Here is a 21,510-nt window from a genome sequence, read left to right as displayed (position 1 = left end):
GGACTGGCGGTGCCACGGTTAAGCAGTCGCAATGGTTCTGCAGTACCTGTGGAGCGGAAGCCGGAGTGGATCAAGGCGAAGGTCCAGATGGGTCCGGAGTATGTCCAGCTCAAGAACCTGGTCAAGAAGGAAGGCCTGCACACGGTGTGTGAGGAGGCCGGCTGCCCGAACATTTTTGAGTGCTGGGAAGACAAGGAAGCCACGTTCCTGATCGGCGGGTCCGAATGCACCCGGCGCTGTGATTTCTGCCAGATCGACACGGGCAAGCCGTCCCCGGTGGACATGTTCGAGCCCACGAAGGTGGCCCGCTCGGTCCTGGCCATGCAGCTGCGCTACGCCACGGTCACCGGGGTGGCCCGGGATGACCTGGCCGATGAGGGKGTGTGGCTGTACGCCGAGACGGTCCGGAAGATCCACGAGCTGAACCCGGGCACCGGCGTCGAACTGCTGATCCCTGACTTCTCCGGCAAGCCCGAGCACATCGCGGCGATCTGTGATTCGAAGCCGGAGGTCTTCGCCCACAACGTCGAGACCGTGCCCCGGATYTTCAAGCGGATCCGGCCSGCRTTCCGGTACGACCGGTCCCTGGATGTCATCACCCAGGGCCGGAACCTGGGCATGGTSACCAAGTCCAACCTGATCCTGGGCATGGGCGAGACCCGCGAGGAGATCTCCGAGGCCCTGCGGGACCTGCACGAGGCMGGGTGTGACCTGATCACCATCACCCAGTACCTGCGCCCGTCCGAACGGCACCTGCCGGTGGACCGCTGGGTCAAGCCCCAGGARTTCGTGGACCTSCAGGACGAGGCCAAGGAGATCGGCTTCCTCGGTGTGATGAGCGGGCCTCTGGTCCGTTCCTCCTACCGGGCCGGCCGGCTCTGGGCCACCGCGATGCGCAAGAAGGGCTGGGAAATCCCCGCCCAGCTCGCCCACATCGAGTCCTCCGGCAGCACCCGCCAGGAAGCCAGCTCACTGCTCTGGGCCACCGCGATGCGCAAGAAGGGCTGGGAAATCCCCGCCCAGCTCGCCCACATCGAGTCCTCCGGCAGCACCCGCCAGGAAGCCAGCTCACTGCTGGCCGCCCACGCCAGCTGACCGCCACCGTATTCAGAGCCGAGATCAGGAAAGGACCGAAGATGTTCCCTACAAGAATCGAAATCATCCCCTCAACCGGGATTGTTGACCAGGTCCAGGCGCTGGTTCCGCTGACCACCACGCTGACCATGACGTGCCTGCCGCACCACGGCATCGAACGGACCATGCGCACCTCGGTGGAGTTGAGCACTCTCGGCTACACCGTCATCCCGCACCTGGCCGCGCGCAGCATCCATGACCGGGCCGAGCTGACCCGGATCATGCGTGAGTGCGATGCTGCCGGCATCGGCGAGGTGTTTGTGATCGGCGGCGACCGGAAGCAGCCCGCCGGACCGTACGAGTCAGCCCTCCCGCTGCTCGAGGACATCGCCCAGTACACCGGCGGCCGGATGCGCGCCGGCGTCGCGGGTTACCCGGAAGGCCACCCGACGGTGTCCGCCCTGGACCTGCTGGATGCCCTGCAGGACAAGCAGCACCTGGCCACGCACGTGGTCACCCAGATGTGCTTCGACGCCCCCAAAATCCTCGACTTCGCGGCGCTCCTGCGCCGCGAAGGCGTGAACCTGCCCGTCTGGGCGGGCGTGGCGGGGTCCGTCCCGCGGACGAAACTGGTGGCACTCGCCACGCAGATCGGCGTCGGAAGTTCCCTGAAGTTTCTCAGCAGCAAAGGAACTTTGGCGCGGAAGCTGCTCAGCGGCGACCGCTACTCACCCCACACCCTGGTGGCCGGGCTCGAAAGCCAGCCCGGCATCGCAGGGATCCATCTTTACAGCTTCAACAACCTCGATGCGGTCCCCAACGAAGCGGCCGCGTCTTCCACAACGGCTCACCAGCCAGTATTGATTCGAGGAGCAGCACGTGAGTACTAAAACCGTCACCACCCCGGGCAACACGCCCCACCTTGAACGCCAGCTCAGCAACAGGCATATCCAGCTGATCGCCATTGGCGGCGCCATCGGCACGGGCCTGTTCATGGGCTCAGGCAAAACCATCTCGGCCGCCGGACCGTCCGTCATTTTCGTCTACATGATCATCGGCTTCATGCTGTTCTTCGTGATGCGGGCCATGGGCGAGCTGCTGCTGTCCAACCTGAACTACAAGTCCTTCAGCGACTTCGCCGCTGACCTGCTGGGCCCGTGGGCCGGCTTCTTCACCGGCTGGACCTACTGGTTCTGCTGGGTGATCACCGGCATCGCGGATGTGATCGCCATCGCCGCCTACTCGGAGGAACTCTGGCCGGGGGTGCCATTGTGGATTCCGGGCATCGCCACCGTGATCATCCTTCTGGTCCTGAACCTCGCAACGGTGCGGGCGTTCGGTGAGACCGAGTTCTGGTTCGCGCTGATCAAGATCATCGCCATCGCCGCGCTCATCATTGTTGGCCTGTTTATGATTTTCAGCGGCTTCCAGTCCGACGCCGGCCCGGCCACCTTCACGAACCTGTGGAGCCACGGCGGGATGTTCCCGAACGAATTCATGGGCTTTGTAGCCGGGTTCCAGATCGCCGTGTTCGCGTTTGTGGGTATTGAGCTCGTGGGCACCACCGCCGCCGAGGCCAAGGACCCGGAGAAGAACCTGCCCAAGGCCATCAACTCCATCCCTATCCGCGTGCTGCTCTTCTACGTAGGCGCCCTCATCATCCTGATGTCCGTCACGCCGTGGACCCAGTTCCAGGCCGGCCACAGCCCGTTCATCGCCATGTTCTCCCTGGCGGGCCTCGGCGCCGCGGCCACTGTGGTGAACCTGGTGGTGCTCAGCTCGGCCATGTCCTCGGCCAACTCCGGCATCTACTCCACCTCCCGCATGGTGTACGGCCTGGCCCAGGAGGGCGACGCCCCCGCCGTGTTCAGCAACCTGTCCCGCCGCAAGGTCCCGCAGAACGCACTGTTCCTCTCTTGCATCCTGCTGCTCTCCGGCATCATCCTGATGTACGCCGGCAAGGACATCGGCAAGGCGTTCGACATGGTCACCACGGTCTCCGCCGTCTGCTTCGTCTTCGTCTGGTCCATCATCCTGGCCAGCTACCTGAAGTTCCGTTCACGCCGGCCGCACCTGCACGACGCGTCCAAGTACAAAATGCCCGGCGGCATCCCCATGGTCTGGGTGGTCTTCGCGTTCTTCGCCTTCGTCCTGTGGGCACTGACCACGCAGCCGGATACGCTGGTGGCTCTCCTGGTCACCCCCATCTGGTTCGTCATCCTCGGCGTCGCCTGGTTCATCCTGCGCAAGCGCCCGGCCCACCTGGCCCGCTACGCGGAGTTCCAGAAGGAGCTCGCCGGCGAGAAGGCAGTGGCCGAGGAGAAAGCCGCCGACGAGAAGGCCCTGGCCGACGCTGAGCTGGCCGATGCGAAGGCATCTCGGGAGAACTAAGTGGCAACCGAACATGTTCTGACAGTCAACTGCGCCGAGTCGCCGGGGATCGTCCATGCCATCACCGGGTACCTGCTGGATCACGACTGCGACATCATCGACACCAAGCACTTCGGTGACCGCCAGGCCCAGCAGTTCTTCATGCGGGTGCATTTCGCAGCCGGGACAAAGGCCTTCAGCACGGAGGACCTGCGCCGGGACTTCGAGCCCTTGGCCGCTGAGTGGGCCATGAACTGGCAGCTGGAGCCGCACGGCCGCAAGCGCCGTGTGCTGGTGATGGTGTCCAAGTCCGGGCACTGCCTCAACGACCTGCTGTTCCGGGCCCGTACGGGCGATCTGCCGGTGGAAATCGTGGCCGTGGTCTCCAACCACACGGACCACGAGGAACTGGTGAAGTGGCACGGCATCCCGTTCTTCCACCTCCCGGTCACCCAGGAGACCAAGCCGGCGCAGGAAGCGCGCCTGCTGGAGCTCGTGGATGAGTTCGAGGTGGAGCTGGTGGTCCTGGCCCGCTACATGCAGGTCCTCAGCGACGAGCTGTCAGCCCAGCTGACGGGCCGGACCATCAACATCCACCACTCGTTCCTGCCGAGCTTCAAGGGCGCCAAGCCGTACCACCAGGCCTACGACCGCGGCGTCAAGACCGTGGGCGCCACGGCGCACTACGTCAACGCGGAGCTGGATGAGGGGCCGATCATCGCCCAGCAGGTCATCGACGTGGACCACACGTACACGGCCGATGACCTGGTGCGCGTGGGCCGCGACGCTGAGTGCAAGGCGCTGAGCAACGCGGTGCGGTGGCACTGTGAAGGCCGGGTAATGCTCGACGGCGGGCGCACAGTCGTTCTGCGCTGACGGTTCTGCGCGTCCCCACCCAACCGGGCAGCGCTAAGTGTCGTTATGAGCCCTCATAACGACACTTAGCGCTACCTGCATTCGGGGGAGTGGGGTGGGGCCGCATCCGGGCTGCGGGCCGCGTAGTGCTCGACGGCGGGGCGCTGCCTCAGGCGCGCTGCTGGAAGTGTGTGGGCGGTACCCCGCCCGGGAGCATGCGCAGCATCCCTTCGGCGGCGTCGCGGATGGTCAGGTTCCGATGGCTCGATGCGAGCGTGAGCATCTGCAACGCCGCCTCATAGGAGCACCCGTTCTGGCCCATGATCACACCGCAGGCGACGTTGACCGCGGTGCGGCTGGCCATGGCTGCGCGGAGATCCGCGGATTGGGCCAGGCCAGCCCGGACCTGCAGTGCCAGGACCAGGCTCTTGGCCGCCACGTCGGCGAAGGCCAGCGCCTGGCTGGCGACAACCGGGGTGAACACGTTCGTTTCCGCCGAATACAACGTCAGTGCGGCCTGGTAGCCGCGTTCCAGCGACAATGGCACGGCGACGGCGGAGCGGAAGCCGGCTGACCTGAGACTTGCCGGGTACTCGTCCCAGCGCTTGTCCAGGCAGTGATCATTGAGAATGATGGTCAGGCGGCCGCCCAGTGCCCGCGAGGTGGGACCCCGTCCGGCGAGCTGGTCCCACCGGGAGAGGCCGCCGGCGGCGTCGGTGGTTGCCGCTGTGAAGGGCGTCCCGTCCGGCCGCACGAGCGTCACCGTGCTCTCCACGGGGTAGCCGGCAATCTCGCTCACGGCGGACGCCGCAATCCGGGCCAGTGCGCACGCCGATGCCGCTTCCGAGTGTCCGCGGATATCCAGCAGGACCCCCGAGACGTGCCAGTCCACCAGTTGATCGATCATCATGCCCAGCCCCCATGTGTCGGTACGCACTCATCGTAAAAGGCGCTGCCGGCTGGCACACGAGTAGTGAGTACTCGCTTTTTTCCCAGGGCGGGCAGGTAGCCACCAGGCCCGGGTTTCGTTGGTGTCCCTACATGTCGAAGTAGGTGCTGGCTTCCTCGCCCGAAACCTTCCGGACGATCTCGTCGGCCACGTCCCGGAGCTTCTGGTTCCGGTGGCTGGAGACCTTCATCAGGATGGACATCGCCTCGGTCTGGCTGCAGCGGTTCTGGGCCATGATGATCCCGCAGGCAATGTTGATGGCCGTGCGGCTCATCATCGCCGCGCTCAGGTCATCCGCGGCGCTCTCGGCGGTTCCCACCCTGACGGCGAGGCGGACGGCACTGCCGGCGACGTCGGCGAAACTGGCTGCCTCGCTGATGGTCTCCTCGGTGAACACGCCGGTGGCCGGCGCGAAGAAGTTCAGGACTGCGGCCGCGTTTTCGCCGAGTTCAAGGGGGACGCCCAGGACGCTGTGGATGCCCTCCTCGATCAGGCGTTCCTGGTAGGTCGGCCAGCGCGGGTCGGTGCGGACATCGGCCAACAGCACAGGGGTCGCTGCCTTCAACGCTGCGATGCAGGGCCCGTCGCCCACGGCCTGTTCGATGCGGTCCAGGTGGACGGCGCGCTCGGTGCTGCCGCCGACGGTGGTGGTTTTCCTGGCGCGCTTAAGGGTGACCCCGCACTCCACCGTGGCACCGGCGGAGCGGCTCAGAGCGGCCGCGGCGATGATGGAGAGGCCGCCCAGGAAGTCCGCCACCGATCCCGTGCCGATAATCAGGTCCTGCAGCTCAATGAGCAGCTCATGTTCGGGCGAATTGGTCATGTCCAAATCTAGGCCGAACCCAGAGTGCCCACAAGCTAAGTGGCCAACGCCCGGCTGTTCGGTTCTAAAAGATTGCTGTTAGAATCATAAATAATAACAATATTTTGTAAGTACTGAGTAGCCGGGGAGTTCCCATCAAAAACCCATATCGTCCCGGAGCAGCCAACACGCCCCTTTTTCTTGCGGGACGTGAAAGTCAGGAACGAATCCTGCGGGCGATACTCAGGGGAGCCCCCGAGATCCCGGCCAACTATCGCATTACCGGGCTCCGGGGCATGGGGAAGACAGTGTTGCTCGAGCATTTCGAAGAAGTGACGAAGGGGGAGCTTAACTGGGCCGTCGGCAGGCTCCAGTTAGAGCCTCGACACAATCGTGAAGACGCCATCGTCGGGGTGCTCCATGACCTTCTCATGGACGTTCAGGCCCAAGTCTCACGGACTGAAAGTCTTCGCCAGAAGACGGAGGCCGTCCTTAGTGGTGCGCGATCGCTGGCGACCATGACATTTGAAGATGTCACCGTCTCTTTGGGCGGCTCAGCCAACTCCAGGGAATCCAACCTTGCATCAGACCTTCTGGAAACGGCTCGCATCGCGGTGAAGTCCGGGAGGGCCGGCCTTGTCCTGATGCTCGACGAGGCGCAGGTACTCGTGGACGACAAGGATCGGGACGGGCAGCATCCGCTGTCGCTGCTCATCGCCGCGGTCAACACACTCCAGGAGCAGCAGGTGCCTGTTGCCCTCGTGCTTTGTGGACTGCCGACTTTGATCGCGAACCTGCTCAAGGCTCGAACGTATAGCGAGCGGATGTTCCGCGGGGAAGAGGTAGGGCGCCTGACGCGGGACCAGACGCGTGAAGCGTTCCTTCGTCCGCTGGATGGCACCGGCAAAGAGGCCAGCGAAGACCTTCTGAGTGCCGTGATGGACGACGTGGAAGGGTATCCGTACTTCGTGCAGCTGTGGGGTGCGGAGCTCTGGGATGATGCGGTCGACACCTCATCGAACGTCCTGACCCTTGACCTGCTGAAAGGTCTCCGCGAGGCGATCTTCAAACGCCTGGACCACGATTTCCACTCTCCCCGGCTCGACTCCTTAACCCCTGCCGAGCAGGACCTCCTCCTGCTCACCGGCGACTGCGACTATCCGCCGCTGCGGACGGCTGACATACACAACGTCACTTCCCGCAAACAAGGCAACGTCAACGTCCTGATGGGCAGGCTGGCGGACCAGGGAGTGGTCTATCGGCTGCAAAAGGGCCTCTACGAATACACGGCCCCCAAGTTTCACGAGTACCTGATTCGGCGCAAGTCCCGCTCGATGTGGACATAACAACACTCCGCACAGTGCGCCGTTTAACCTACCCGGCCGCCTGCGGGGCCGCCACTTTGATGATCTCCAGGGCCTCAGGATCCAGCAGCTTCCGCTTGCCGGTCCGCGCGTCCCGGATCCAGATAAGTTCCAGGGAATGTACGACGTCGGTCACCCGGCCTTTGTGGAAGAGCTTGCCGTTGTGCCACGCCTCGATGTGGTCGCCGAGTTGGATTCTTACCGTCTGCACCTTGTCAGTGATCATGCTGTGCCCCCTGCTGGTTGTCCCCGTATGCCCAGCATGCCCCGGCCAGGTTGCCGGGGTGTTTCTACCGCGTGATTTTTCCGTGTCAGCTCGCCGGTGGAGAATGCCTTCATGATCAATGACGAGATTCGGCCTGTCTACTTCCTTTCGGACAGCACCGGCATTACCGCGGAAACGCTCGGCAACACCTTGTTGACGCAGTTCCCCGCGAACAACTTTGACCGCATCACGGTCCCCTTCATTACCACCGTCGAGCAGGCCAGGACCGTGGTGGGCACCATCGACAAGCTGATCGCCACTGGCCCGCAGCCCATCGTTTTTTCCACAGCTGTCAGCAGCGACATCAGGCAGGCCATTGCAAAGTGCCGGGGAATCATCGTGGATCTGATCGGGACGCACGTGGGACAGCTGGAGCAGGCCCTCGGTTCCCAGGCCAGCGCTGAACCCGGCAGGGCCCACGGCCTGGGCAACGCGGAGCGGTATCAATCCCGGATGGCCGCCGTCGAGTACGCCATGGAGCACGACGACGGCCAGAGCCTGCGGGCGCTGGAAAAGGCACAGGTCATCCTGGTGGCACCGTCCCGCTGCGGAAAAACGCCCACCACCATGTACCTGGCGCTCCAACACGGCATCTTCGCCGCGAACTTCCCGCTGGTGGACGAGGACTTCCAACGGGAAGGGCTGCCCAAGCCGCTGCGGCCCTTTGTTGAGAAGTGTTTCGGGCTCTCCTCCAACCCCCTGCGCCTGAGCCAGATCCGCACCGAACGGCGCCGCGGCTCACCCTACGCGTCGCTGCGGCAGTGCGGCTTCGAACTGCGAAGCGCCGAGCAGTTGTACGTCTCCCACCGGATCCCGTACTTGAATTCGGCCACCGTGTCCGTGGAGGAAATGGCCGCCACCATCCTGCAGCGGATGAACCTCAAACATTAGGGAAAATTTTCACAAGCCCGGTGTGGCGCACATCATGTTGGAAAGAGTGGCCTAGACCTGTCACTGTAGACAGGATCCGCGCCCACCAACCGGCTACAGCCGCGAGCGGGCAGCGCCCCGGCATGCCATCATCCCTGCAAAGGAGCAGCAAATATGACAACAGACATCCTGTGGTTCTCAGAACTCGGACTCAAGGACCTTGACCGGGTAGGCGGCAAGAACGCCTCCCTCGGGGAGATGGTGCAAAACCTCACCTCCGCCGGCGTCCAGGTCCCTGACGGCTTTGCCACGACGGCCGACGCCTACCGCAGCTTCCTGGCTGATTCGGGCCTGGACCAGAAGATCGCGGACCGGCTCGTTGGCCTGGACACCGATGACGTGACGGCCCTGGCAGCAGCGGGCAAGGAAATCCGGGCGCTGATGCGCGAGACCCCCTTCCTGCCGGACTTCGAGGCGCAGATCCGGAACGCCTACCAGCAGCTGGTGGACAAGCACGCGGGCTCCGAGGACCTCTCCTGGGCCGTCCGTTCCAGCGCTACGGCGGAAGACCTCCCGGATGCCTCCTTCGCCGGGCAGCAGGAAACGTTCCTGAACGTCCGCGGCATCGAGAACATCCTGATCGCCATCAAGGATGTGTTCGCGTCCCTCTACAACGACCGGGCCATCGCCTACCGCGTGCACCACAAGTTTGAACACGCCGAGGTGGCACTCTCGGCGGGCATCCAGCGGATGGTGCGCTCCGACGTCGGGGCCTCCGGCGTGATGTTCACCATGGACACCGAGTCCGGGTTCCAGGACGCCGTGTTCGTCACGTCCTCCTACGGCCTGGGCGAGGCCGTGGTCCAGGGCGCCGTGAACCCCGATGAGTTCTACGTCTACAAGCCCGCGCTGCAGGCCGGCCGCCCCGCCATCCTCAAGCGCGGACTGGGCGAGAAGGCCCTCCAGATGACGTACACCAACAGCCAGGAGATCGGCCGGACCATCGACTTCGTGCCGGTGGAGGACTCCTTGCGGAACCGCTTCAGCCTCAGCGACGCCGACGTCGAGCAGCTCGCCCGGCACGCCGTCGCCATCGAGAACCACTACGGCCGCCCCATGGACATCGAATGGGGCAAGGACGGGACCGACGGCGGCCTGTACATCCTGCAGGCACGCCCGGAGACGGTGCAGTCCCGCCGGGCCGCGGGCAGCCTCAGCCGTTTCCGCCTCAACGGGACCGGCCGGACGCTGGTGGAGGGCCGTGCCATCGGCCAGCGCATCGGTGCCGGCAGCGTCCGCATCCTCACCTCGATCGACCAGATGGCCGCCTTCAAGACCGGCGATGTCCTCGTCGCGGACATGACCGACCCGGACTGGGAACCGATCATGAAGCGCGCCTCCGCCATCGTCACCAACCGCGGCGGACGCACCTGTCACGCGGCCATCATCGCCCGCGAACTGGGGATTCCCGCCGTCGTCGGCACCGGAAGCGCCACGGACGCCCTCACCGACGGCCTCGAGGTGACCGTCTCCTGCGCCGACGGCGAGACTGGCACCATCTACGAAGGGCTCCTGGACTTCAGCGTCGAGGAAACCGCCATCACCGAACTGCCGGAGGCCCCGGTCAAGGTCATGATGAATGTCGGAACCCCGGAGCAGGCGTTCACGTTCGCCCAGCTGCCGAACCACGGCGTGGGCCTGGCCCGGCTGGAATTCATCATCAACCGCCAGATCGGCATCCACCCCAAGGCGCTCCTCAACCTGGACAGCCAGCCGGCGGACGTGGCCGCGGAAATCCGGGAACGGATCGCCGCGTACAGCAGCCCGCGCGACTACTACATCAAGCGACTGGCCGAAGGCGTGTCCACCATCGCGGCGGCCTTCGCGCCGGAGCCGGTGATTGTGCGCATGTCCGACTTCAAGTCCAACGAGTACGCCAACCTCATCGGCGGACCGGCCTACGAGCCGCACGAAGAGAACCCGATGCTCGGCTTCCGCGGCGCCTCCCGGTACCTGGAGCCGTCCTTCCGGGACTGCTTCGACCTCGAGTGCGAGGCCCTGTCCTTCGTCCGCAACGAGATGGGGCTGACCAACGTCAAGCTCATGATCCCGTTCGTGCGGACCCTGGACGAAGCCCGCGGCGTGATCGAGCTGCTCGCGGAGAACGGCCTGGTCCGTGGCGAGAACGGCCTCGAGGTGATCATGATGTGCGAGATTCCGTCCAACGCGCTGCTGGCGGACGAATTCCTGGACTACTTCGACGGCTTCTCCATCGGCTCCAATGACATGACCCAGCTGGCCCTGGGCCTGGACCGGGATTCCGCGATTGTCTCGGGCGGCTTCGACGAACGCGATCCCGCCGTCAAGAAGCTCCTGAGCATGGCCATCAAGGCCTGCAAGGCGCGCGGCAAGTATGTCGGCATCTGCGGCCAGGGTCCCAGCGACCACGCCGACTTCGCCGAGTGGCTGGTCCAGGAAGGCATCGATTCCGTCTCCCTGAACCCCGACACCGTGGTGGACACCTGGCTCCGGCTCGCCGGTGCCGCGGCCGTCCCCGCCGCGAACTGAACGCACGACGTCGGCACCCGGGTTGGGTGCCGACGTCGTTCTGGCGCTGCGCAGATTCCTTGTCGCTACGCAGGTTCCCTGTCGACACCTAAATATCGGTGGCGCCAGGGAATCTGCGCGTCACGGTCGGGTTTGCGCGTCGAAAACCGCAGAACGCGTACGACGGCGGGGCGCGCCGGCCGCTGCCAGTTTGCGTTCCAGCTTCCCGGGCTCGATCAGATCGGCCCAATCCCACCTCACCACGTTGAACCCGGTGGCCCGGATTCGGTTCTCGCGCTTCGTTTCCTCCGCCACTGACTGCGACGCCGTCCGGCCCTTGAGGTACTCGGGTTTGAGGTACTTCTCCTCGCCATCGAATTCGCCAACAACCTTGGCCTGCTTCCAATAGAAATCGGTGTAGCCCACAAGGCCGTCCCTGTCGTGGATGGCTTGCTGCAGGACCGGGGCTTCCAAGCCGGCCACGTGGATAAGGGCGCGGCTGTAGGACTCCCCTGCGGAACCGGACAAAGGGTCCGCGAAAGCCACGGCGGTCAGTACCCTTCGCCCCGCAGCAGCGGAATACATAGATCCGATACCTGCCTCCAGTTCAGCCTTGGTCACGGCAGGCAGCCGCAGGGTCCGGTCTGGTCGAAGCACATGGTCCAGGGGTGCTGCAGCTTCGGCGAAGGGCGTGAACGCCGCCAGGTCCAGGACAGTGCGGATGCGACCGGTGACGAGCAGGCCCTCCCGCCGGACCACCAACAGACCCGCCGGCGCAGCAAAGTGGCGGCGAACTCCGGCACGTGACCGGCCGCCGTCGTTCTTCATGCTGAGGGCCTGGACCGGGTGGTGCAGGCCGATGGTGGGAATTCCCCACACGCTGGCGGCGGAGTGCCTGGCGAAGACCGTGGGTTTCTCGAACGTTTCCGCAGCTGCTTGGACGCGGAGGCGATATTGCTCCCACGGCTTCAGTCCCTTCCAGACCTGCCCGTCCGTGTAGACGCCGTGCCGGACACGGACCAGGGAACCGGCCTTTACGCGCTTGGCAAGGTCATTCGGGGTCAGTCCGTGAAGGGCGCGGTCGCGGGCCAAGAGAAGCGGTGGAAGGTCGGTCATGTAGCGAAGATGCCAGCTGCGCGCCCCCGGCGCGAGGGGTAGGTGCCGCTATGTGGAGAAGTCGTGGCGACGCGCTTGTTCGTTTCCGACCCACACCTACCCAGGCGCACGCGGAATACGGACTGCGTAGAGGATTGTCCGCCTCGAAAACGAACTTGCGCGTCGGTCAGCCCTGGTTGATGCGGATCATGTTGCCGGACGGGTCGCGGAAGGCGCAGTCGCGCGGGCCCCACGGCTGGACGATGGGTTCCTGGAGCACCTCGGCGCCTGACGCCCGGAGGGCTTCGAAAGTGGCGTCGAGATCGTCCGTGTTGAACACGAGCATGGGCATAACGCCCTTGGTGACCAGCTCCTGGATGGCGTCCCCGTCCGCCTGCGAGCGGCCGGCGTGCGGAGGGGACAGGACGATCTCAAGGTCGGGCTGGGCCGCGCTGCCAAGGGTGACCCAGCGCTGTCCGTCCGAGCCGACGTCGTTCCGGACTTCCAAACCGAGGGCGTCGCGGTAGAACGCGAGGGACTCATCGAGATCGTTGACGGTGACATGTGCGTACTTCAATGAAATGTTCATGTCTCCCACGCTAGGGGAGTGGCAGTGGCGAGGCTTCTTCAATCCTGCTCGGTTTCCGGGCGGGCCGGGTGTGCTGCCGGGCGATGCACGTTGGCGCTTTAACGGCGTGGTGTTCGCGGGCGCGGCAGGCGCTGGGCGTCATCCCGACGATCTCGGTGAACCGCGAGCTGAAGGACCCAGCGACGTCGAGCCCACTTCCAGGCACGCGTTGGCCAGCTCCTGCGGTGTCATGTCCGTCCGGTGATTTGAGCTTGTCGAAATCCCCGGACGCGGAAATGGCATGGCGCTACGGAAACGGCCTGGCGACACCCATATACGGGTGTCGCCAGGCCGATCGCGTGTCATCAGGGAATATGCGCGTCATTATCGCCACGGTTCCCATCCAGCGCCGCTCAAGCACCGGTCCAGCGACGCAGCGTGCTGTTGATGAGCCCGATGAGGACGGCGGTCCACCAGCAGGTCTGGGAAACAGTGAGTGCAATCATGAGCCGAAGACGCAGTCTGCGTGTTAGCTCGCTGAAGCGTGTGTGGGGCGGGAGCGCCAGTAACCGGTGCATGGCCGGTGCGATGCTGAGGCCGTTCAGCATCAGTATCAGGACGCAAGCGAGTTTGACCACAGTGACCAGGCTGGTCAGATCGGGGTCGATCAGGGCACCGGAAATGAGCAGCAAGGCCAGACCGCCCCAGATCAGCGGCTTCGCAGCGGCCTCAAGCTTCCCGGACGCGTGCATCTCCACCTTGCCAAACAGCCACAGCAATCCCAGCCAGTCGACCACGAGGATTGTGCCAAAGGACAGCACGAGAGCCAGGATATGAATGGCAAGCCCGACCCGGTGGAGTTCAGGCCCGCAGTCCACATGATGCCCGACGAGCACCGAAGCCAGCCATCCTGCCGTGCACAGCATCCCTAACAGAACCAGCCGTAGTCTTTGGCGGCGGGTCAGCGGTGCGGGCGGAATCGCCGGCTCTGTCTGGGGTGGGACCGGCCGGACCGGTGCCACGGCAGTCATTGCGGGGACCTGTCGAATAGATGCTGCCCTCGCGGGATAACCGGTGATGCCACGACCGTATGACGGCGGCTGTCCGCCGGCCCAGGCGGTGTGGCGCAGCTGGAAACGGGACGCGGCATGCGGCGGTGCACCCTGAAGCGCGGAGATGGCGTGAAAGAAGTCATGATGATCCTTGGAAGGAAGTTAGCAATTTTCGGAGGGTTACTGCCTGGCACCGGGCCGAGACTCTGCGTCAGCGGGGTGAGGATGGAGAACTCGATTGCCCTCCGAGTCGGCCAGAACGGTCGATGACATCGCCCTGGCCGACGTCGGCGTCGGTGGCGCTCCGAGCCCGCCGCCGGGAGCCCTTTGCCGCCTGGTCATCACCGGAGCGCTTTACCGTCCGACGATATGCCCAGGTAAATACCCGGTTGGGGAGTAACGCCTTGGCTTGAATCATTGGGCCAGTGATTCAACCGCTCCCGCGGTCAGCGGTTGTTACTCTTTGGTCAGCTCGACGTCGGCAAACTCGACGGTGGTGCCCTTGGCCAGGGCGGGTGTTTCGGACTCCTCGCCGTGGCGGTTGAATGCCGGGACGCCGAGGGTGGCGCGCAGTGTGTAGGTCCCGGCTTCGGGCACGGTGAAGTTGTTGGCGTAGTGGTAGAAGGTCGAGTAGTAGAAGTTCAGCTCCAGTTCTTGCACGACTTTGTCTTGAGCGTCGACGACTTCCAGGGTGATCGGGACGTTGGGGACGATCCGGCCTGTCGAGGTCTCGGTTGGGATGATCTCGATGTGATGGGTTTCGCCAGCCTGCGGCGCACGGAAATGAGCGCCGTGCTCGTCGAACCATGGTTCGGCAGCCTCGGTGATCAGGTTGACTGTCCAATCCCCCGACTCGACTGTTTTGCCTTTTGCGGCAAGTTCATGGGCGAGCACTTCGTACTGCTCCTGAACGCCGGCCGGAACGGTGAAAGCATCCTCCTTTGCGGCGGCCTGGGCGCCACATCCGGTGAGCGCAGCGAGGGCGAGAGGGGCGGCCAGAAGGGCCAGGGTGGCACGGAGCATCGTAAATCCTTAGTAAGAGGTGTTGGGGAGAAGTACTGCGGTGTTGGGGAGAGGAAATGCGGTGTTGCAGGAAGCCTAAGAGGTGGTGGCGATTGCGCTGGAGTCCAAGGGCGCAGGCGCCCCGGTATCCGAAGTGTGGCCGGGTCGGCCACTCTTAAGCGGCCAGCCCACGGGAAGTATCCCTCTGTGGGCCTCTCGGAGGCCGTTCGTAAAGATCGCGGTCATGGGGCAGTGCACCTCGGCTCATGGGAGCCGAGTTAGGCTCGCCTAAACAGGAAGATTACCCAGAATCTTCAATTATGCAAAGTTTCCATGCGCTAATTCGCAAAAAGGTTACGGCCAAGCGTGGGGGCGGTACATGAGTGCGAGGCGTGGGCAGCCTAAGGCCCGATGGGTGGTCGTGGTCGTGAGGATCCGGTGCCGGTTCCCGCCTCATGCGCCAGCCTGCCCGGTCGTTTCCGGGCTGGTCAACTCCAAGCGGGGGTGGTCTGGGGTGCCGCCGACCGCATCGGTCGCCAGCCGGCGGGCGTGCTCGTTTTCCGCTATGGACGTTGGGCCAGGCCGAGGGTTTCCTCGCGCAGCACATCCTTGGCCCCGAGAATCTCCAGGCCCAGGATGCGCCCTTCGGCATCAAAGTCAATAATGATTTCGCCTTTCCGCACGGACGGGACGCGGCCTTTTAGACCAGAAGCTGGAGAAATACGGTACATTTTGTTTTCTTAATCCACCACTGCCCGGTGTACTCTTCCAAGGTTAGGCTTCCCTAAATCGCCGAAGACACCTATGGACCACACGCTATGAGCACCCAACTTGACCTTCAACGCCTGTCGTTGGCCGCCAACCTCGCGGACAACGGTGACAGGACTGCCATTGCCACCAGCAACGGCGTCCTGACGTATCGGGAACTGGCTGGCCGTGTTGAGGAGCTGGGCCGGCGCCTCGGTAGCGAACGCCGTCTGTTGGCCCTGACAGCCGGTAACGATATTGACTCCTTGGTGGGGTACTTGGCGGCCATGGCCGCCGGTCATCCGCTGATCCTCCTGCCTGCGGACAAGCCTGCCGCCCTGGAGTCCCTGGTCGCGGCCTATGATCCGGACGTTATCCTTAGTTCCGCGAACGGCCGGACAGTACTGGATGAACGAAGGCCTGGCACGGGACACACTCTGCACCCGGACCTGGCGCTTCTGTTGAGCACCTCAGGTTCCACCGGTTCACCCAAGCTCGTGCGGCTGTCCTATGAAAACCTCGAGGCGAACGCGGAGTCCATCGCGGAATACCTCGGCATCACCGAAAATGACCGGGCAATGACCACACTGCCCATGTCCTACTGCTATGGACTGTCAGTGATCAACAGCCACCTGCTGCGTGGTGCCAGCCTGGTCCTGACGGATCTGTCCGTGGTGGACCCCTGCTTCTGGGATCTGTTCCGCAGCGAGGGGGCCACATCGTTCGCAGCCGTTCCCTACACCTTCGAGTTGCTCGAGCGGGTGGGGTTCGCCGCGATGAATCTGCCCACGCTCAGGTATGTGACCCAGGCCGGCGGCAGGCTCGGCCCTGACCTGGTCCGGCGTTATGTCGAACTGGGCGCTAGGAGCGGCTGGGATCTCTTTGTGATGTACGGCCAGACGGAGGCCACCGCACGCATGGCCTACCTCCCTCCCCGGCTGGCGGGTACGTCGCCAGGCGCCATCGGAATCCCCGTCCCCGGCGGCGCCTTCCGGATAGACCCGGTCCCTGGACTGGAGCATGGGGAGCTGGTCTATTCCGGGCCCAACGTGATGCTGGGATACGCCCAGCTGCCGGAGGACCTCGGCCTCGGGCGGACGGTGGATGAACTCCGCACCGGAGACCTGGCGCGCAAGAACGCTGACGGACTGTACGAGGTAGTGGGACGGCGCAGCCGGTTCGTCAAGATCGTCGGCCTCCGCGTCGACCTTGGACAAGTGGAACGGATCCTTGCAGATCTTGGTATTCAGGCGGCAAGTACCGGCACGGACCACGGACTCGTGGTCGCCGTCGAGGGTGAACACGACACAGCGCTGCTGGGCAAGCTCCTTGCCCAGGGCATCGGCCTGCCACGCGCTGCTCTGGAAGTCCATGCCGTCCGGGAGCTTCCGCGCCTGGCGTCCGGCAAGCTGGACTACCCGGCCGTCCTGGTGCTCGCCAAACCCACAGTTCAGGACGCGCCTTCCAGCGCGAACTCCGGAGCTAGGCCGCAGGACAGCGTGGTGCGGATTTTTGAAGACACGCTTGAGCTGACGGACATTTCCGACGACGACACCTTCGTTTCGCTCGGCGGGGACTCCCTTTCGTATGTGGCAGCTTCCGTGCGACTCGAGCAGGCATTGGGACATTTGCCCCCGGACTGGCACATCACCCCGGTGGGAGTGCTGGGGGCCCGCCTTGAACAGCCGCGGCCGCGGAAGCGCCGCCCGTTCGCCCGGCTTGAAACCAGCATCGTGCTGCGGGCGGTCTCCATTTTCCTGATTGTCAGTACCCATATTGGATTCCTGCACTGGCAGGGTGCCGCCCACGTGCTCATGGCTGTGGCGGGGTTCAACTTCGCCCGGTTCCAGCTGGCCGGGGAACGTATGCCGCGGCTGCGGAAGCAAGTGGCCAGCCTGGCGAGGGTGATCATCCCCAGTATGGTCTTCATCGGCTTCGCCTACCTGATCACCGACAGGTACAGCCTGGCGAACATCGTCCTCCTCAACGCCATTATCGGACCCGAAGAGGTGACCACCCGATCGCATTTCTGGTTCATCGAGGTGCTCGTCTACGTGTTGGTCAGCATGACGGCCCTGCTCGCCCTGCCCTGGGTAAGCCGTGCCGAAAAGCGCTTCCCGTTCCTCTTTCCGCTGGTGCTGCTCGCCGCCGGACTGCTCACCCGATATGAGCTTTTTGAGCCGGGAATTCCGCACACGCCGCCCATATTCTGGCTTTTCGCGCTGGGATGGGCGGTTGCCCGGGCTCGCCATATCCTTCAGCGTGGCGCCGTCAGTATCGTTGCCGCTTTGACCATCCCGGGGTTCTTCGACAACCCCGCCCGTGAACTGACTGTCCTGGCCGGGATACTCCTGCTCCTGTGGCTGCCCAGTATTCCCGTCCCGGCCGGGCTCCGGCGCCTCACCGTTCTGCTGGCCAGCGCGTCCCTGCACATCTATCTGGTGCATTGGCTGGTCTACCCGCTGCTGGTTGAGCTCAGCCCCGCCCTCGCCGTCGTGGCCTCACTGGCCGCAGGCTCCGCGTACTGGGCACTCTGCAGCTATGCGCCAACGGTCATCGGCCGCGCCAAAACCCGTTTGTCGAGCCTGTCCCGCCGGTGATTGAGCTTGTCGAAATCAAACCGCTCCCGCCCGGTTGCCCTCCAAGGCGGGCCCCAGGCCTGGACGATTGGTGGGCAGCACTTGGCACAGGCGATGACGGTGGCTAGGAAGAGCCTTCTTCAATCCTGTTCGGTTTGCGCGCGGGCCGGGTGTGCTGCCGGGCGATGCAGGTGGGCATCGCTTTCACGGCGTGGTGCTCGCGGGCCCGGTAGGCGCTGGGCGTCATGCCGACGATCTCGGTGAACCGCGAGCTGAAGGACCCCAGCGACGTCGAGCCCACTTCCATGCACGCATCGGTCACGCTGGCGCCGGCGCGCAGCAGCGTCATGGCGCGTTCGATCCGCCGCGTCATGAGGTAGTTGTACGGCGTTTCGCCGTAAGCGGCCTTGAACTGGCGGGAGAAGTGCGCCGCTGACATGAGGGCCCCGGAAGCCATGGTGGGCACGTCCAGCGGCCGGGCGTAATCGCGGTCGATCAGGTCACGGGCCCGGCGCAAGTGGGCCAGGTTGGCCAGCTCCTGCGGTGTCATGTCGCCATTCTAGTGCTGGCCCGGGTAGTTGAGATCCCCGCCGATAGCCCGGCCTCACCGTACGACATCGGTTGCCTGGCGACGCGCATATGACCTGTCGCTAACGCAATACCGGTAGCGACAGGGCGGGTGCGCGTCATAGGGTCTTTCGCGCGTCGAGTTCCGCAGAACGCGCACGACGGCGGGGCACGCCGGCCGCTGCCAGCATGCCTTCCAGCTTCCCCGGCTTCATCAGATCGGCCCAGTCCCACCTCACCACGTTGAATCCCGTGGCCCGGATTCTGTTCTCGCGCTTCTTTTCGTCCACCACCACCTCCGATACTGTTCGGCCCTTGAGGAACTCCGGTTTGACGTACTTCTCCACGCCATCGAATTCGCCCACCACCTTGGCCAGCTTCCAGTAGAAGTCGGCATAGCCCACGAGCCCGTCCTTGTCGTGGATGGCTTGCTGCAGGACCGGCGTTTCGAAACCGGCAACCTGGATCAGTGCGCGGCTGTAGGACTCTCCCGCCGAACCGGACATTGGATCCGCGAAAGCCAAGGCGGCCAGTATCCTTCGCCCGGCCGCCGCCGAGTAGTTCGCGCCGATGCCCGTCACCAACTCATCCTTGGTCAGGGCCCTCAGTCGCAGGGCGCGGTCCGGTTTCAGCACGTGGTCCAGCGGCGCGGCCGCCTCCGTAAACGGCGTAAACGCGGCCAGATCCAGGACGGTGCGGATGCGGCCGGTGACGAGCAGGCCCTCCCGCTGGACCACTGTCAGACCCGCCGGATCAGCGAAGTGGCGGACAACCCCGGCACGGGACCGGCCGCCGTCGTTCTTCATGGTCAGCGCATGGACAGGATGGTGCAGGCCAATGGTGGGAATACTCCAGACAGACGCGGCGGAATGTCGGGCAAACACAGTAGGACGTTCGAAGGTTTCCGCCGCCGCGCTGATGCGAAGCCTGTACTGTTCCCAGGGTTTCAGTTGCTGCCACGTGCGGCCGTCGGTGTAGACGCCGTGCCGGATGCGGACAAGCGAACCGGCCTTGACTCCCTTGGCGAGGTCTTTGGTGGTCAGCCCGTGCTGGATGCGGTCGCGGGCCAAGAGAAGCGGTGGAAGGTCGGTCATGTACCGAAGATGCCAGCTGCGCGGCCTGGGCGACAGATCAAAGTGACGCCATGTGGAAAACTACCTGCACCGCGGCCGACGCGCACGTTCGCAATCGATGCGCACGATCGCAATCGACGCGCCTCCGATCTGACGCGCACGGAATACAGGCCGCGTCAGCGAATATGCGCGTCGACAAGTGATATGCGCGTCGCTGCCGCCCGGTTGGAGGGCGTTGGGGGTGGGTGGCTGGACCGGGCCCCCTCCTTGACGCCCTCCGCGCCCTGCGCATATCCTGAACGAACGGTCGGTAAATAAATCGAACCCAATCCAGGCAGGTGCATAGGAGCAACCATGGAAGCCAACGCCCAGCGCGACACGGACAGCCAGGCCAAGGACCGCCAAGACGCGGACGGCCAGGCCAACTTTGACCGCGTGATCGCCGAAGACTCCCGCATTGAACCAAAAGACTGGATGCCGGACGCCTACCGCAAGACCCTCCTGCGCCAGATCTCCCAGCACGCCCACTCGGAGATCATCGGGATGCAGCCGGAGGCCAACTGGATTTCCCGCGCCCCGAGCCTGAAGCGCAAGGCCATCCTCATGGCCAAGGTCCAGGACGAGGCCGGCCACGGGCTCTACCTGTACTCCGCCGCCGAGACGCTCGGTCAAACAAGAGACAAGATGACGGCCGATCTCATCGCCGGCAAGGCCCGCTACTCCAGCATCTTCAACTACCCGGCCCGGACCTGGGCGGACATGGGTGCCATCGGCTGGCTGGTGGACGGCGCCGCCATCTGCAACCAGGTGCCGCTGTGCCGCGCCTCTTACGGCCCCTACGGCCGCGCCATGGTGCGCGTTTGCAAGGAGGAGTCGTTCCACCAGCGCCAGGGTTTCGAGATCCTGCTGGAGCTCGCCCACGGCACCCCCGAACAGAAGCAGATGGCCCAGGACGCCGTGAACCGCTGGTACGCCCCGGCGCTGATGATGTTCGGCCCGCCCGACGACGATTCGCCCAACTCCAAACAGTCCATGGCCTGGAACATCAAGCGCTTCAGCAACGATGAACTCCGCAGCCGGTTCGTGGGAATGATGGTGGAGCAGGTCCGCGTGCTGGGCCTGACCCTCCCGGACAGCGAGATCCGCTTCAACGAGGACACCAAGAAGTGGGAGCACGGCCCGCTGGACTGGGACGAGTTCCACGAGGTCCTCGCCGGCCGCGGCCCCTGCAACGCCCAGCGCCTGGAGCGCCGGAGGGAAGCGCACGACGACGGCGCCTGGGTCCGCGAGGCAGCCGCGGCGTATGCAGCAAAACAGTCACTGAAGACAAAGGAATACGCAGCATGATCCCCACCGACTCCCCAACCTCGCAAGCTCGGCCGGGGACCCCTGTCGGCGTGGCCCCAGCTAACGCCCCAGAGGTTTCGACAGGCTCAACCACCGAAAGGGCGTGGGGCCTGTGGGAGGTCTTTGTCCGGTCGAGCCGCGGCCTCTCCCACGTCCACGCCGGGTCCCTGCACGCGCCGGATGCCGCCATGGCCCTGCGCAACGCCCGCGACCTCTACACCCGCCGCAACGAGGGTGTGTCCATCTGGGTGGTCCCGGTCGACGCCATCGCCGCCAGCGATCCCGACGCCAAGGGTTCGTTCTTCGAGTCCCCGCAGGGCAAGGACTACCGGCATGCCACGTATTACACCAAGAGTGAAGGGGTGAAGCACCTGTGAACTCTGC

Annotated in this window: 20 protein-coding genes; 10 read left to right on the top strand and 10 right to left on the bottom strand. The window is 64.6% G+C overall.

Going from position 1 to position 21,510, the window contains the following annotated elements; genetic code table 11:
- Positions 1–3 precede the first annotated feature (3 nt).
- Genes lipA through purU form a run of 4 tightly spaced genes read left to right on the top strand, consistent with a single transcriptional unit; the run spans position 4 to position 4,320 of the window.
- Positions 4–1,095: a lipoyl synthase gene (lipA, locus tag ASG77_RS11005; RefSeq protein WP_235564471.1), complete on the top strand. Its 1,092-nt coding sequence runs from the start codon at positions 4–6 to the stop codon at positions 1,093–1,095.
- Between the two features lie 41 nt (positions 1,096–1,136).
- Complete coding sequence (locus tag ASG77_RS11000; protein WP_056345087.1) at positions 1,137–1,964, top strand: methylenetetrahydrofolate reductase; 828 nt, start codon at positions 1,137–1,139, stop codon at positions 1,962–1,964.
- The gene (gene cycA / locus ASG77_RS10995; RefSeq protein WP_056345082.1) at positions 1,954–3,465 is read left to right on the top strand and encodes a D-serine/D-alanine/glycine transporter; all 1,512 of its coding nucleotides are present in this window, start codon (positions 1,954–1,956) and stop codon (positions 3,463–3,465) included. Before ASG77_RS11000 ends, cycA begins: the two co-directional genes overlap by 11 nt.
- The gene (gene purU / locus ASG77_RS10990) at positions 3,466–4,320 is read left to right on the top strand and encodes a formyltetrahydrofolate deformylase (protein WP_056345081.1); all 855 of its coding nucleotides are present in this window, start codon (positions 3,466–3,468) and stop codon (positions 4,318–4,320) included.
- A 148-nt stretch (positions 4,321–4,468) separates the two neighbouring features.
- Here the strand turns inward: purU and ASG77_RS10985 are convergent, their stop codons facing one another.
- Positions 4,469–5,209, bottom strand: coding sequence for a GAF and ANTAR domain-containing protein (locus tag ASG77_RS10985; RefSeq protein WP_056345080.1), 741 nt, complete (start codon positions 5,207–5,209; stop codon positions 4,469–4,471).
- Between the two features lie 127 nt (positions 5,210–5,336).
- Complete coding sequence (locus ASG77_RS10980) at positions 5,337–6,071, bottom strand: GAF and ANTAR domain-containing protein (RefSeq protein WP_056345079.1); 735 nt, start codon at positions 6,069–6,071, stop codon at positions 5,337–5,339.
- Positions 6,072–6,184: 113 nt separating this feature from the next.
- Between ASG77_RS10980 and ASG77_RS10975 the strand changes: the two genes are divergently transcribed.
- Positions 6,185–7,396 carry an AAA family ATPase gene (locus tag ASG77_RS10975; protein WP_082575957.1) on the top strand — a complete coding sequence of 404 codons (1,212 nt, stop codon included), beginning with the start codon at positions 6,185–6,187 and terminating at the stop codon, positions 7,394–7,396.
- Positions 7,397–7,424: 28 nt separating this feature from the next.
- Here the strand turns inward: ASG77_RS10975 and ASG77_RS10970 are convergent, their stop codons facing one another.
- On the bottom strand, positions 7,425–7,640 hold the full coding sequence (locus ASG77_RS10970; protein WP_056345076.1) for a hypothetical protein: 216 nt from the start codon (positions 7,638–7,640) through the stop codon (positions 7,425–7,427).
- A gap of 111 nt (positions 7,641–7,751) precedes the next feature.
- Between ASG77_RS10970 and ASG77_RS10965 the strand changes: the two genes are divergently transcribed.
- Entirely contained in the window at positions 7,752–8,570 is an 819-nt protein-coding gene (locus tag ASG77_RS10965) for a pyruvate, water dikinase regulatory protein (protein WP_056345075.1), read from the top strand.
- A 153-nt stretch (positions 8,571–8,723) separates the two neighbouring features.
- Positions 8,724–11,117: a phosphoenolpyruvate synthase gene (gene ppsA / locus ASG77_RS10960; protein WP_056345074.1), complete on the top strand. Its 2,394-nt coding sequence runs from the start codon at positions 8,724–8,726 to the stop codon at positions 11,115–11,117.
- A 120-nt stretch (positions 11,118–11,237) separates the two neighbouring features.
- On the opposite strand, the gene ASG77_RS10955 is transcribed toward ppsA, so the two are convergent.
- From ASG77_RS10955 to ASG77_RS21320, 5 genes are all read right to left on the bottom strand, one after another.
- Entirely contained in the window at positions 11,238–12,212 is a 975-nt protein-coding gene (locus tag ASG77_RS10955; protein ID WP_056345070.1) for a type IV toxin-antitoxin system AbiEi family antitoxin domain-containing protein, read from the bottom strand.
- A 166-nt stretch (positions 12,213–12,378) separates the two neighbouring features.
- Entirely contained in the window at positions 12,379–12,780 is a 402-nt protein-coding gene (locus ASG77_RS10950; protein WP_056345067.1) for a VOC family protein, read from the bottom strand.
- Between the two features lie 392 nt (positions 12,781–13,172).
- Positions 13,173–13,790, bottom strand: a complete 618-nt coding sequence (locus ASG77_RS10945) for a hypothetical protein (protein WP_235564453.1) — start codon at positions 13,788–13,790, stop codon at positions 13,173–13,175.
- 477 nt (positions 13,791–14,267) lie between these two features.
- Positions 14,268–14,834 carry an iron transporter gene (locus ASG77_RS10940; RefSeq protein ID WP_056345066.1) on the bottom strand — a complete coding sequence of 189 codons (567 nt, stop codon included), beginning with the start codon at positions 14,832–14,834 and terminating at the stop codon, positions 14,268–14,270.
- A gap of 542 nt (positions 14,835–15,376) precedes the next feature.
- Positions 15,377–15,496, bottom strand: a complete 120-nt coding sequence (locus ASG77_RS21320) for a DUF2283 domain-containing protein (protein ID WP_162254930.1) — start codon at positions 15,494–15,496, stop codon at positions 15,377–15,379.
- 135 nt (positions 15,497–15,631) lie between these two features.
- On the opposite strand from ASG77_RS21320, the gene ASG77_RS10935 reads away from it, so the two are divergent.
- Positions 15,632–18,160: an AMP-binding protein gene (locus tag ASG77_RS10935; RefSeq protein WP_056345065.1), complete on the top strand. Its 2,529-nt coding sequence runs from the start codon at positions 15,632–15,634 to the stop codon at positions 18,158–18,160.
- 103 nt (positions 18,161–18,263) lie between these two features.
- Here the strand turns inward: ASG77_RS10935 and ASG77_RS10930 are convergent, their stop codons facing one another.
- Positions 18,264–18,689 (bottom strand): helix-turn-helix transcriptional regulator, encoded by a 426-nt coding sequence (locus ASG77_RS10930; protein WP_056345064.1) that lies wholly within the window; start codon positions 18,687–18,689, stop codon positions 18,264–18,266.
- A gap of 136 nt (positions 18,690–18,825) precedes the next feature.
- On the bottom strand, positions 18,826–19,800 hold the full coding sequence (locus ASG77_RS10925) for a type IV toxin-antitoxin system AbiEi family antitoxin domain-containing protein (protein WP_056345061.1): 975 nt from the start codon (positions 19,798–19,800) through the stop codon (positions 18,826–18,828).
- Between the two features lie 333 nt (positions 19,801–20,133).
- On the opposite strand from ASG77_RS10925, the gene paaA reads away from it, so the two are divergent.
- Together paaA and paaB are read left to right on the top strand one after the other, a co-directional pair.
- Positions 20,134–21,126 carry a 1,2-phenylacetyl-CoA epoxidase subunit PaaA gene (gene paaA / locus ASG77_RS10920; RefSeq protein ID WP_056345059.1) on the top strand — a complete coding sequence of 331 codons (993 nt, stop codon included), beginning with the start codon at positions 20,134–20,136 and terminating at the stop codon, positions 21,124–21,126.
- Positions 21,123–21,503: a 1,2-phenylacetyl-CoA epoxidase subunit PaaB gene (gene paaB, locus ASG77_RS10915; RefSeq protein ID WP_156380256.1), complete on the top strand. Its 381-nt coding sequence runs from the start codon at positions 21,123–21,125 to the stop codon at positions 21,501–21,503. The genes paaA and paaB overlap by 4 nt, the downstream gene beginning before the upstream one ends.
- Positions 21,504–21,510: the final 7 nt, after the last annotated feature.

Source organism: Arthrobacter sp. Soil762, assembly GCF_001428335.1.
GTDB lineage: Bacteria > Actinomycetota > Actinomycetes > Actinomycetales > Micrococcaceae > Arthrobacter.
This window is presented reverse-complemented; position numbering and strand designations above follow the sequence as displayed.